The 12,145-nt window shown below is 35.8% G+C and carries 13 protein-coding genes and 1 pseudogene; 7 read left to right on the top strand and 7 right to left on the bottom strand.

Annotation, left to right across the window (positions count from 1 at the left end; all coding sequences use genetic code 11):
* Positions 1–521 (top strand): hypothetical protein (locus tag JEM65_RS11460; RefSeq protein ID WP_233530628.1); only part of this gene is annotated, 521 nt, incomplete at its 5' end.
* A gap of 343 nt (positions 522–864) precedes the next feature.
* Here JEM65_RS11460 and JEM65_RS11455 read toward each other — a convergent pair.
* Positions 865–2,079: a site-specific integrase gene (locus JEM65_RS11455; RefSeq protein WP_199599556.1), complete on the bottom strand. Its 1,215-nt coding sequence runs from the start codon at positions 2,077–2,079 to the stop codon at positions 865–867.
* Between the two features lie 382 nt (positions 2,080–2,461).
* Between JEM65_RS11455 and JEM65_RS11450 the strand changes: the two are divergent.
* Positions 2,462–2,596, top strand: a pseudogene (locus JEM65_RS11450) (flavodoxin family protein); the annotation flags it as partial.
* Between the two features lie 303 nt (positions 2,597–2,899).
* Here JEM65_RS11450 and JEM65_RS11445 read toward each other — a convergent pair.
* Entirely contained in the window at positions 2,900–3,637 is a 738-nt protein-coding gene (locus JEM65_RS11445; RefSeq protein WP_199599554.1) for an NrtR DNA-binding winged helix domain-containing protein, read from the bottom strand.
* A 265-nt stretch (positions 3,638–3,902) separates the two neighbouring features.
* On the opposite strand from JEM65_RS11445, the gene JEM65_RS11440 reads away from it, so the two are divergent.
* The 4 genes from JEM65_RS11440 to JEM65_RS11425 all read left to right on the top strand — a co-directional run bounded on the left by JEM65_RS11440 (position 3,903) and on the right by JEM65_RS11425 (position 9,007).
* Entirely contained in the window at positions 3,903–4,772 is an 870-nt protein-coding gene (locus tag JEM65_RS11440; protein WP_233530627.1) for a hypothetical protein, read from the top strand.
* Positions 4,773–4,904: 132 nt separating this feature from the next.
* On the top strand, positions 4,905–6,620 hold the full coding sequence (locus tag JEM65_RS11435; protein ID WP_199599552.1) for a purine-cytosine permease family protein: 1,716 nt from the start codon (positions 4,905–4,907) through the stop codon (positions 6,618–6,620).
* A 5-nt stretch (positions 6,621–6,625) separates the two neighbouring features.
* Positions 6,626–8,125 (top strand): mannitol dehydrogenase family protein, encoded by a 1,500-nt coding sequence (locus tag JEM65_RS11430; protein WP_199599550.1) that lies wholly within the window; start codon positions 6,626–6,628, stop codon positions 8,123–8,125.
* Positions 8,126–9,007 (top strand): carbohydrate kinase family protein, encoded by an 882-nt coding sequence (locus JEM65_RS11425; protein ID WP_199599548.1) that lies wholly within the window; start codon positions 8,126–8,128, stop codon positions 9,005–9,007. It abuts the gene before it with no gap.
* Between the two features lie 162 nt (positions 9,008–9,169).
* Here the strand turns inward: JEM65_RS11425 and JEM65_RS11420 are convergent, their stop codons facing one another.
* The 3 genes from JEM65_RS11420 to JEM65_RS11410 form a co-directional block, all read right to left on the bottom strand.
* The gene (locus JEM65_RS11420; protein ID WP_199599546.1) at positions 9,170–9,427 is read right to left on the bottom strand and encodes a Txe/YoeB family addiction module toxin; all 258 of its coding nucleotides are present in this window, start codon (positions 9,425–9,427) and stop codon (positions 9,170–9,172) included.
* Position 9,428: 1 nt separating this feature from the next.
* The gene (locus JEM65_RS11415) at positions 9,429–9,683 is read right to left on the bottom strand and encodes a type II toxin-antitoxin system Phd/YefM family antitoxin (RefSeq protein WP_199599544.1); all 255 of its coding nucleotides are present in this window, start codon (positions 9,681–9,683) and stop codon (positions 9,429–9,431) included.
* A gap of 326 nt (positions 9,684–10,009) precedes the next feature.
* Positions 10,010–10,528, bottom strand: a complete 519-nt coding sequence (locus JEM65_RS11410) for a hypothetical protein (protein WP_199599542.1) — start codon at positions 10,526–10,528, stop codon at positions 10,010–10,012.
* Between the two features lie 222 nt (positions 10,529–10,750).
* On the opposite strand from JEM65_RS11410, the gene JEM65_RS11405 reads away from it, so the two are divergent.
* Positions 10,751–11,335, top strand: coding sequence for a tyrosine-type recombinase/integrase (locus JEM65_RS11405; protein WP_233530626.1), 585 nt, complete (start codon positions 10,751–10,753; stop codon positions 11,333–11,335).
* Between the two features lie 86 nt (positions 11,336–11,421).
* Here the strand turns inward: JEM65_RS11405 and JEM65_RS11400 are convergent, their stop codons facing one another.
* Positions 11,422–11,739: a type II toxin-antitoxin system RelE/ParE family toxin gene (locus JEM65_RS11400; RefSeq protein WP_199599540.1), complete on the bottom strand. Its 318-nt coding sequence runs from the start codon at positions 11,737–11,739 to the stop codon at positions 11,422–11,424.
* A complete protein-coding gene (locus JEM65_RS11395) occupies positions 11,730–11,972 on the bottom strand; it encodes a hypothetical protein (protein WP_199599538.1) in 243 nt (80 codons plus the stop codon). The genes JEM65_RS11400 and JEM65_RS11395 overlap by 10 nt, the downstream gene beginning before the upstream one ends.
* Between the last annotated feature and the right edge of the window lie 173 nt (positions 11,973–12,145).

The following is a 12,145-nucleotide window of genomic DNA, read 5'->3' as shown; positions in this document are numbered from 1 at the left end:
ATGGACCTTGGATGCTTTATAGGAATCTGGTACATTTGAGAACGACAAACAGAAAATGGCATGGATACATAGGGGAGATATATGGCACTCTGTGTTATATATACGCCTTTGTTGTAGCACATTTGAGAAAAACTATGAATCCAAAAACGACTGACTTTCTATTCGGATGTAAAAACCTTTATTTTTTAGGAATTCATCCTTTTGATTTTAGCAAATCGGACTCTGACGAATACAAGGGAATAGTTGAACTTGGAAAAGAAATAATTCAAGAAATCGGACTTCAAAGTTTTGTTGGATTTATTGTGGAATATCAATATCGTGTTGGAATCTGGTCGTCGTTAATAACATTGGAATTTGGAAAACCTGACCGAAATGAAATTCTGGAAATAAGCGGAACTGAAACAATACTTTCTGCTTGTTTGGAAAAAATTGAACAGAACGAAATTGATGCATTACTGACTGACATTATTGAAAACAAAAAAAGTTGGATAGAAAAAATAAAAACGTGCTACAATAACTAAGAATTCGGCTCGCCGATAGGCCACTACAGATAAAATATTCTTCAATGAAGTAATCTATTACTCATCCTTAGGTTTTTTGGGAGATAAAATTTTGGGGACTCGCTTTGAAGTTTTAGGATGCAATCTATTTGGGTCTATCTTAATTCCTTTTGGTCTGTTAGAAGTCATCATGTTTGGGTTTTAGATAAGTATAAACATACTATATTAATATTTAATATACAACCGTTTAGTAGTCAGTATTATATGTTCTATAAAACTATGTTCTATCCTATAAATTGAACTTATCTATCTATCTATTCGATATTCATATTGATAAAGGGTTTTATGGCTGTTCCTTATCGCTTTAAAAATTCACCACACTATCCAAAGCATCATCTGCTTCTCTATATATAAAATTAGCTTGATAATTTAGCGTTGTCTTTAAGTCACTGTGCCTGTACAGCTTTTGCAACATTAGCGGGTGAACTGTGTCCCCAGCTATATTTCCAAATGAATGTCTGGCAATATGCATAGTGAGTTTTTTAGTTATGCTCGCTTTTCTTGCAATGGATTTTAAATTCACATTAAACTTTCTGTTTGCTGTTTTAAGCTTATTGTAAACGTCCTTCGCATCCCTGAGATTTGCTTTTTTCAGTTCAGGAAACAGGAAATCATGAATATCCTTTCTATCGTTTCTATATAGGTTTATGATTGCTAATGCCTTTACAGGAATTTTCATAGAAATTAACTTGGAGTTTTTATGCATTCTATATTGAAGTCGATTATCATTAATATCTGACCATCTTATCTTAAGTACATCGGAAACTCTCATCCCTGCAAAATTGAAACTGAATAGCCAAACATTACGTGTATGCAGTTCGACAATTGTTAGATTTTTAAGGCCTTCAATTTTTTGTATTTCTTGTATATTCAATCCAATCTTATTTGATTCAGGGAATTTGATCCTTATTTTATCACCCCCAAATGGATATAGTTCTCTTACGACTATTTTTAGTTTAATGGCCCTATTATATAGTAATCGCATCAGCACCATAATGTTCATGACAGATGTTTCAGATAATTTATGGGATGATTTTAGATATATAATTAATTTCTTTAAAAATCGTTCATCAATTTCTTGGAAAGTAAGATGTTTGGATTTGTAAAATTTAAGAACATATCCTATCCATGCCTTATCACAGGACAGCCTATTCAGTTTTTCTGAGCATTCTAAATCTTCGAGATGCTCCTCTGCCAATTCAAAGAATGTTAAGTTGCTATGAGAATGATAAATATCTTTTTTAATCTGATTTGCGGAGGCATCTTTATGTTCAGATTGCAGAGAAATCAATGCTCTATTGACTCCTGAGAGTTGAGTAGATATTAAACTATTGAGATGTTCCGAATTGGGATGGGATTTTTTAATACAGAGATTTCTTTTGTCCCAATCTTCCAACTCTATATAGTGCCCCATATATTGAAAGGTTGAACGACGGTTTTTCGTAATTCGGATAGCAAGTGGATATAAGCCTTCTTTATTGGGCTTTTTGCGCAGAACTATTTTTGCATTTGAAGACATAATTGACCTGTTTAGTACGCGAAAGTCAAATCAGGTACAACATAGGTACAACATTCTGTTTGGAATGTATTTTTTTGCCCAAGAATTACCTTAAAGGTACGAATTTATTGCTCTTTTTAGGTACAACATAGGTACAACAAATGCTGAAATCAATTGATATTAGATGATATCAAGGAAAATTAAAAATCATGTAAACCATTGAAAATGAATAACTTTGATGCTGTTTAGGCAAATGTACGCTAGACTTAGGATCTAGTGCCGCGAGGTGTGGGAGTTCGAGTCTCCCCACCTGTACAACAATCAAAGCTTCTCTTTTTAGAGAGGCTTTTTTTGTGGTGCCCTAGCGTCAAGGTATTTGTACAGCCCTGGATAAGGGATCAAGTCATTTATGACCTATAATCTACTTCATTTGGCAGCAACACTTAAGGCGCAAGACTGCTATCCAAATTACGGGAATTCTAGAGAGGATTGGGATGACAGTACCCGATGGAATTTTGAGAGCCCAGAATATCGATAAGATATAGAATGACTTTTGATTCTAGGAGCTTCGTATTAAACAATTAAGGTTTACAGTTCTTATGATCACCAAATGAGAGAATCTTACTTTCTAAATTTAAAAAATTAAGCTATAAACGTTTCAGAACACTAATTACAAATACTTATAGATGCAGGGGTGCGAAATGTACACGGCATTACTGGCGATACGCTTATTTTTTGTGAAAGCTGTTTAAAAGGAGACCAAAGTAAAGTGAGGCACATGTAAGCCAGAGGACAAATGAATCCCGCTTGATTCAGCGGGATTTTAGTTTTATACCTTCTATTAAATACTTATCAAATAGTTTTTCTTGAACATTTTCTGATAAATATCCTTGCTAAACATATACAATTGGGCAGGTTTCTTTGAAATACCTACTTGTTTTTCATCTAGAGCAATGATGTATTTTTTCTTGATTAGCTTTCTTCTGAAATTTCTATTATCTATTTCTATCCCAAGAATGGATTCATACACATCTTGTACCTCATTAATGGTAAACTTATCCGGAAGTAATTTAAATATGATAGGCTCAGACAAGCATTTCACTTTTAAATCTTCGTAAGCTTCCAGTATTATTTTTTCATGATCAAAACCTAGTTCTGGTAAGTTGCTAACAGGAAACCATAGTGGTTGATAGGTATTGCTTTTTAAATCCACATCTTCAGTTTTTAATAAAAAGTAGTACGCGATGGTAGTGGTTCTTAAATTAAATTCTTGATTCTTAATCCAGGCCAGATCCTTCTCATTCATCAATCGATCTGGATCTCCAAAAGCTTTAAACTGTTTTTTATATTGATTGGTCAAGCCAGTCAGCTCTTTTAATACTCTTGTGGCCGTATCGTCTAAAGTTTCGTTTTCATAAACATGATAGCCTGTTAACACATAATCATTTATCAAAACCTCCTTAGCATCTTCAGATTTCAAAAAACGCTTTATAAGCAACACATTTAAAGATTTGTTGGTGATGTCAAATCCAAATACGACACAATCTACAGATATATTTAATATTTTTTTAGGTTCCATAAATAAATTGAGGCAACAAATGTAGAATTTATTTTCTACACGGCAAATATACATAATATTAATTAAACGTCATATAAACGCTGTATTCTTTGTTTGTATTTTATTATGAAATCTGTAATATAAATTGATATTTTGTAGGTATTAAGAATGTTAAAGGGAAAATTTTTGTCAGATTATTAGGTTTTATTTATTTTTTTATAATACATTTGGCTAATAAGCGTAAAAGTGACGTTTGTAAATATTTGATAATTATAATTCTATACTCATGAATGTGCAATCAAAATTAAAGTTGGGAATTAGCTTCTTAAAAGGAAACAACATAGGGTCAAACAGAATTCTAATAAGTTTAGGATTGATCATGTTATTTACTATGAATTCGGCCTTAGCACAAAAAGCATATAGCCATGATGAGTACGTGCCTTTTAGGGTCAATGCGCATTTAAAAAATATGCATATATGGCATGGGTCTGTTGTTCATCCTGGGGCTGTAATAGCAACAAGCTTAGAATACAATACCCGAGATTCAAAATTCACCTTTGGTTTGTGGGGTGGCGCTAGTTTTTCAAGTGTAGATGTTCTACACAAAAATACGGGAGACATTGAAAGCGCGTATTATAAAGAGTTGTCAATTTACACCAAATACCGGTTTTCCGATCGGTTTTTTTTGGAGGCCGTTTCTCATAATAATTACACAGGTGTAGAGGAGCGGGGGGATGACTTATACTATTTTAGTTACGATAAAACTCAGGGCTATAATTTTGTAGATATTAGTTTTGGATATCATATTACACCAAATACGCTAATGTATCTTGCGACCGTAGTTGGCGGTGGTTCTCATGATTATGAGATACAGGATGATGGCACTTTCATAAATTCTTGGACACACTATTTTGAAGTCAGCAGTAAAATTTGGAAGAATCAAAATTCTAGCCTATCACTTTTTGTAGGTGGTGCGTGGTCATTTATCACCGATAAAACGTTTTATACAGAAGATGCAGGAAATATAGTAAATGTAGGGTTTACTTTTAGTAAGGATGTATCCATGATCAATTATAGATTACCCGTTGAGGTTACGGCAATGTGGAATCCTGAACAAGAAAAAGCTGTTTTGCAGTTCGCAGTTACTATCTTATAGTTGTAAATTTAATGCGGTAACAGCCTTTATATGACGCTTTTATCTGTTTCAGAAGCCGAGCATAAAAATCTCGTTTAAATTGCGTATAAAATATATGAATACAGTTGAGTTAATTTTTAAATAATCACATCCATGAGCACATCCAACGATTTTAAACAGTTCGCAAACTTAGAGGAAGAGCAATTACCAATTGCTAAACAAAGACTGCATGGTTGGACCCACTTTGCAGGATTATATGCTGCGGAGCATGTTGCTGCGACTGAGTTTGTAATAGGAGCGACTTTTGTTGCATTAGGCGCCACCACCAGGGATATTTTATTGGGATTGTTGATTGGTAATATTTTGGCCGTATTGAGTTGGACACTTATTACCTCTCCAATTGCCGTCGATACGCGATTAAGTTTGTATACCTATCTCAATAAGATCGCAGGAGATTCAATGACCAAGCTTTATAACTGGGCTAATGTTATTATTTTTACTGTGATCTCTGCGGCGATGATTACAGTATCTTCAACAGCGGTTCGTTTTGCATTTAATATCCCGGCGCAGCTTAATTGGTATCCCACCAATTTATGGTTTATAATGATCGTATTGATTGTAGGTTCAGTTGTTGTGGCCATAGCAATTTACGGTTTTAATGCCGTCTCCGATTTTTCAGGAGTTTGTGCACCATGGTTATTTGTGATGTTTACTTGTGGGGCATTCGTGCTTTTACCTGCATTATCCTTAGAGGTATTGGGAAAAACAATACCAGACAGTTGGGGTGATTTCATAAATTTGGGTGACCAATCGATATGGACGGGTGTTAATAGTAACGGCGAACCTGGGATTGGGCTGACTGAAGTTATCGGTTTTGCATGGGCGGCAAATACCATAACGCATTTTGGACTTATTGATATGGCCTTACTGCGTTTTGCAAAAAAGAAATCTTACGGATTGGCCACAAGTACAGGAATGATGTTTGGTCATTATGTGGCTTGGGTTTCTGCGGGAATTATGGGCGCAGGTGCAGCGGTAATCATTGGAAAATCTATTGTAGAACTTGATCCTGGTGATGTTGCTTATTATGCCTTAGGCTGGTCAGGTTTTGTCATCGTCATCGTCGCGGGTTGGACTACGGCCGTCGCTAATCTTTACAGAGCAGGCTTGGCTGCACAGGCCATTTTTAACAAACAATCGCGACGTAAAACAACGCTAATGGTGGGGTTGGTCACTATGGTGGTGGCCTGCTTCCCGTTTGTGTTTTCACAAATTTTGCCCTTGCTTACCTACGCCGGGTTATTAGTGGTGCCGGTAGGAGCGATTGTCTTTGCGGAACATCAAATATTTCCTCGAATTGGATATACACGCTATTGGTCGCACTACCGTCAATTGACTTTTAGTACGCCAGCTATAGCCTCGTGGGGTTTAGGTCTGCTATTTGGTTTTGGATTAAATGCTTTAAACGCGATGTCTTTCTTTTATCTATTTCTACCAACTTGGGTATTCACCATTATTGTGTATACATTTTTGGCTGGGCGATATGGCGCTAAAAATAAATATCCTGATGCAGAGCAAAAAGAAAAAATACGTAATGAGAACATTGAGAAGTTTCAAGAGCAAAAAGCCGAATTGGAACCCATCCTCATTAAAGATACGTCGGTGTTTACCCAAGTATTAAGAGGTGTTTCTGTTCTTACATTGCTAATTACCATCATCCTCGCCAGTATCGTACTCTTCGGTAGTTCAAATGAATCGGTATATATTGAAAATCGTGAGATATTCTACCGCTATGCATTCATCTGTACCTTAATCTATTTTGGAACAGCGTATTGGGCACTAAAACGCAGCAAAAATCAAAAAATCTAAATATCATGGAAAACATCATCAAGCTTAATCAGAAGAATTTAGCAGAAATAGCCACCCGAATTCCCTGTCCAACTTATGACAGAAGCAAAATAAAAACAGGCATTGTACATGTAGGTATTGGTGGTTTTCATAGAGCACATGAAGCGCTATATACAGACCAATTGTTGCATGATCCATCGGTTACAGATTGGGGGATTTGTGGTGTAGCCTTATTAGATTTTGACACCAAAATATATAACATCTTAAAAGAACAGGATGGGTTATATACCCTAATTGTTAAAGAATTAGATGGCACCCATACCACTCGCGTCATTGGCTCCATAGTAGAGTGTTTATTTGCTCCTGAAAATCCAATTAAAGTGATCGAAAAAATGGCCAGTCCAGAGGTTAAAATCATCTCATTAACCATTACAGAGGGCGGCTATAATTATAATGAAGCTACCAAAGCATTCGATTTTAGTAATCCGTTGATTCAACATGATTTAGAGCATCCGCAGGCACCCAAAACTATTTTTGGCTATGTAGCGCAAGCTTTAAAGCTCAGAAAAGAACGTGGTTTGAAGGGGTGTACAATCCAATCTTGCGATAATATTCAAGGGAATGGTCACATGACCAAAAGAATGTTATTGAGTTATGTTAAAAGAGCAGAGCCTGATCTTACGGGATGGATAGAAGCAAATGTGTCCTTTCCAAATGCTATGGTCGATAGAATAACTCCAGCAACTTCTCCTGTAGATATCGCTAATTTAACTGAAACGACTGGGATTGATGATGCTTGGCCTGTGGTTTGCGAACCTTTTAAGCAATGGGTTGTTGAAGATGATTTTAGTGCAGGAAGACCGGCATGGGAAACGGTCGGGGCGCAATTTGTGGATGATGTCGTGCCTTACGAAAAAATGAAACTAAGCTTATTAAATGCAGGACATTCGGTGTTGGGTATTCTTGGTGCCTTGGTAGGTTATGATACCATAGACGAAGCTGTTGGCAACCCAAACATTAGTGCTTTTTTAAACCACTATATGGATGTTGAGGTCACGCCAGTTTTAGGCGATTTAGAAGGCATTAATTTAAAAGATTACAAACAATCATTGTTAAAACGGTTTGGGAACATCAATATTAAAGATCAAATCGATAGAATTTGTTCAGAGAGTTCGGCTAAGTTTCCAATATTTATTTTGCCGACTGTAAATGCGCAGTTAGAAAAAAATGGATCCGTAAAATTGGCAGCTTTTGTAACTGCAGCATGGGCAATTTATAGTTTAGGTAAAGATGAGCAAGGCAACGCTTTAACGATTAAAGATGCGATGAAAGATGTCTTGCATGAAAAAGCAGAAGCCTCCATAGAGCGTCCTCAAACATTTTTAGACCTGGAATCTATTTTTGGAACACTTAAGGACGCTCCAAACTTTGTGGAAGCCTACACTGAAGCGTATCGAAACATTGTAAATAGGGGTGTAGAAGAGTGTGTAAAAGACCTAAACAGTAACATTTTAAACAACAATTAAATGAAAAATCTAGTTTGCTTTGGAGAAGTGTTATGGGATGTTTTTCCTACACATAAAAAAATAGGAGGAGCCCCTTTAAACGTTGCTTTACGTCTAAAATCTTTAGAGAATAATGTGTCAATTATCAGTAGAATAGGAACAGATAGAAAAGGAGATAAAATTGAAGCCTATATTATTGAGCAAGGGCTGAATGCTGAAAACTTGCAGGTTGACGAACGATTAAAAACAGGAAAAGTAAAGGTGATGCTGAATCAAAAAGGATCGGCTTCCTATGATATTAAATTTCCACGTGCTTGGGACAATATTCAATTAAACGAAAACACCAAAAACACAACTCAAGCTGCCGATGCTTTTATTTACGGAAGTTTAGTTGCCAGAGATGATACTTCAAGACACACCTTGTACGCGTTATTGAAGTTGGCGAAATATAAGATTTTTGATGTTAACTTAAGAGAGCCCTACTACACTATAGAGGTACTAAATCATTTAATGAAAGCAGCAGATTTTATCAAGTTTAATGATGATGAAATTTTTGAAATCGGAGAAATGCTCGACTCCAGAACACATTCTTTAGAGCAAAATATTAAATTTATAGCTGAGCATACCAATACCAAAACCATTTGTGTCACTAAAGGGCGTCATGGTGCTATTTTATATTGTAATGACACGTATTATTACAATAGTGGTTACCAAATAGAGGTTGTAGATACAGTTGGGGCGGGCGATTCCTTTTTAGCATCGTTAATTAACGATTTACTTAAAAAGACCGATCCGCAAAAAGCGATAGATTTTGCTTGTGCCGTCGGTGCGTTAGTTGCTGGTAGCGAAGGAGCAAACCCTAAAATCAGCAGAGAAGATATTCATAAATTTATGTATCCCTAAAGATGTTAGTCAAAGTTTGACTAATATTTTTGTAATGTTTTGGGACGCTCCCAATTCATGGGGCTGAGAAAGAATAAAGCCCTAAAAAGGGCTTAAATTAGTTCGTTTTTTGTGAATTTATGGGGTTGTGCAACGGCTACCATTGTTAGCAGCTCTTTTTTTTCAATCATAGTGGAATCTGCACTTTGCGATTAAAATTTCTCCTTCGTTATATTGATAGATCAATCTATGCTCGCTATCGATTCGTCTTGACCAAAATTCTGAATATTTATGCTTCAGTGGTTCAGGTTTCCCAATTCCGTCGAAAGGGTTTCTGGCTATGTCTTTCAGAAGTTCATTTATTTTTTTTAATTTCTTTTTGTCAGTTTTCTGCCAATAACGATAATCCTCCCAAGACTCGTCAACAAATATATATTTCATCTTAATCTACGACTAAATCCTGATTGAAAGTTACTCCACTTTTCAATTTTTCGATTGCGGAATCTAATCTCAATTCATTCTTACGAGAAGATAATTCATGATTAGTTGCCATTAGGGAATTGTATTCCTGAAGGGACATAACTACAATTCCAGAATCTTTGCCACGATTTATAATCAAAGTTTCAAAGTTTTTTGTAACCCTGTCCAAATAAGTTTTAATATCCTTTCTGAAATCAGAAACAGTTGTGATTTGCATAATGTTGTATTTAATTAAGTACAAATATACGTACAATTAACGAATGTGCACAATTTTCTCCTATTCGGACCAACGTTTAAATAATGTTCTGTATAATCAGTCTTAATTGTTTTATTTTGGTTTTCAGTATTTTTTCTTTTTACAAATTAAACGTTAGTTTAAGGAGTCAATCTTGCGTATTTAGGGAATTAAGGGCAACGTTTACCTGTATGGGCAGTGGCGTGGTTCGTCACTGACAATTGCAAACAGGTACTTGCCAGAGGAAAATCCGCAGGATTTTCCAAGTAGGTAAGGACAAGCTACTGCTTATACACATCTTAAGTTTTTTATTCTTTCAGTCTGTTCAATTTTATTTCTCCGCTTTTAATTTTCAATTTCAAATTTTTGTCCTTGTTCTTTTCTTTTTCATTCCAACCATCATAAAGATATATTTTGTCCTTATAATAGTTTGAGGAAGAGAAATTCATTTTATAAAAATCCTCTGTAACCCAATCAGCGAGTATCATTCCGTTATTTTCTTTAAAATCAAATCCATTGGCTTTAAACAATTCTATAAGATCTTGTTCTCCTTTTCCACGGTCAGAATTACAGCGAATTATTTTTTCAAGATACAGTTTGTTGTCAATTATTTTCCAAATTGCTCGATATCCTCTCCAACATCCTGTGCTTGGTGCTCTCTCTCTTGTATTTCCGAATGGTGGCGTTTCCAATTCCAATTTTTCTAATAGAGACGTTTTTAGATAAATTGTATCGTTTTCAACTATCAATAAGTCCATTTCTTGTTCAGTCGCAAAAGCTGAAAAAGTCAGGCTTAATAAAAATATAAATGACATTATTTTTTTCATTCGTAAAGTTATTTTTAATGCACCACAACGTTGTTGAACGAATCCTCCCTACCGGTTGGAAGCCCGCCTGAATAGTTCAGATCGGATGTCCCTACCGTAAATGTAATAGATTTATTAATTTGTATCTAAATTTTAAATCTAATATCATGTTTAAAAAAAAGTAAAACCATTGCTGATCGTGCTTATGAGGAAGTGCCCGGTTTCAGCACGCTTCAGAACAGATTGGAGCAGAGCTTTTCCATTAACGGCAAGGCCACGAGCACCTTAAACAATTACCTGCGGTGTCTGGCACACCTTGCGCTGCACTACAAACAAAGCCAGGAAACGCTCTCGGTGGAAAATATTGAGGCTTACCTGTATTATTGCCAAAAACTTCACAGGACCCCTTCCGAAAGTTTTTTTAAGCACACCATTTTTGGACTCCACGCTGCCTACAGGGTCATGGGCATGGAGGCCAAGCGCGTGGCCCTGCCGCAGATCAAACGGGACTTAAAACTGCCAACGGTCTTGAGCCAGGAAGAAGTAAAGCGTCTTTTAAAAGCGCCCAGGTACCTCAAGCACCGTCTGATCATCGGGATGCTGTATGGCTGCGGACTTCGGAGCTACGAACTTTGCAACCTGAAACTGGCAGACCTCGATTTTGATCGCAGAACGGTCTTTATCCCCAAGAAAAAAGGGAAGATCGACCGCTATGTCCCTTTAAGTAAGTATCTGGTCAGGGGACTGAAGAAATATCTCAGAACGGAAAATCCCCAAATCTATCTTTTCAACGGTCAGGTCACCAAAGGAGGAGAAGCACGGGGCTGACGACGGCAAACCAACCGGATTCGTCAACACAATATTCAGCTCTGGCCTATCGGTGAGCCGAATACTTAGTTGTTGGCAACTGGCTTTTATTTTTTTCGATCTATTTTTATTGGGTTTTGTCGAGTATCAAAAACATCATTTATTTCAATTCTGTTCTCTTTATTGTTAATCCAATAAATGACTTTATAATTTTTATGGACTAAATATCTAAATTCTTGTTTTCTATTTTTTAGAAGTTCTTCAGTTTGCCCGATTTCTGGTTGTCTTTTTAGTTTTAAAGTCTCATTATAAATTCCGTTAACGAGTTTTTTTGCAATTCGAATTCCTTCTTTTTCTCGGTAGTATCTATAAATGTTTTCTAGTTCTTTTTGAGAAAAATCAGTCCAAAATAATTTTAATTCCATTTATCAATCTTGGTTTTTAATTCGCTAGATTCTATTAGTCGACCATTTATTGAATCTTCCATAGATTTGTCAATTCGAGAATTAAATTCCTCAATTGTCAGTGGTTTAAAATCTCCATTATCAGAATTTTTGTTTTCTATTTTAAGGATTTTTTCAAGTCGTGAAATTACATCTTCACTTTGAATCTTTAAAAACTCTTGAATAAGTTCTAGTTTTCTTGTTTGTAAATCCATTTTATTAGCTTTTAATCAAAGATACAAAAATATCAATTTAATACTCTATTTTCTTGTATTGACAAATTTTACAGTGTGGTGCTAACGTGTATGAGCAGTGGCGTGGTTCGTCACGGACAATTGAAAACCGGTACTTGCCAGAGGAAAATCTACAGGATTTTCCAAGTAGGCGA

The organism is Gelidibacter salicanalis (assembly GCF_016469035.1).
GTDB classification, from domain to species: Bacteria; Bacteroidota; Bacteroidia; order Flavobacteriales; family Flavobacteriaceae; genus Gelidibacter; species Gelidibacter salicanalis_A.
The sequence above is the reverse complement of the archived record's forward strand: the minus strand, read 5'-3'. Positions and strand labels throughout refer to the sequence as shown.

Coding starts and splice junctions, on each gene's coding strand:
- JEM65_RS11410 (WP_199599542.1), bottom strand. CDS start 10,528: ATGAAAAAAATAATGTCATTTATATTTTTATTAAGCCTGACTTTTTCA.
- JEM65_RS11455 (WP_199599556.1), bottom strand. CDS start 2,079: ATGTCTTCAAATGCAAAAATAGTTCTGCGCAAAAAGCCCAATAAAGAA.
- JEM65_RS11415 (WP_199599544.1), bottom strand. CDS start 9,683: ATGCAAATCACAACTGTTTCTGATTTCAGAAAGGATATTAAAACTTAT.
- JEM65_RS11425 (WP_199599548.1), top strand. CDS start 8,126: ATGAAAAATCTAGTTTGCTTTGGAGAAGTGTTATGGGATGTTTTTCCT.
- JEM65_RS11420 (WP_199599546.1), bottom strand. CDS start 9,427: ATGAAATATATATTTGTTGACGAGTCTTGGGAGGATTATCGTTATTGG.
- JEM65_RS11445 (WP_199599554.1), bottom strand. CDS start 3,637: ATGGAACCTAAAAAAATATTAAATATATCTGTAGATTGTGTCGTATTT.
- JEM65_RS11400 (WP_199599540.1), bottom strand. CDS start 11,739: ATGGAATTAAAATTATTTTGGACTGATTTTTCTCAAAAAGAACTAGAA.
- JEM65_RS11395 (WP_199599538.1), bottom strand. CDS start 11,972: ATGGATTTACAAACAAGAAAACTAGAACTTATTCAAGAGTTTTTAAAG.
- JEM65_RS11435 (WP_199599552.1), top strand. CDS start 4,905: ATGAGCACATCCAACGATTTTAAACAGTTCGCAAACTTAGAGGAAGAG.
- JEM65_RS11440 (WP_233530627.1), top strand. CDS start 3,903: ATGAATGTGCAATCAAAATTAAAGTTGGGAATTAGCTTCTTAAAAGGA.
- JEM65_RS11430 (WP_199599550.1), top strand. CDS start 6,626: ATGGAAAACATCATCAAGCTTAATCAGAAGAATTTAGCAGAAATAGCC.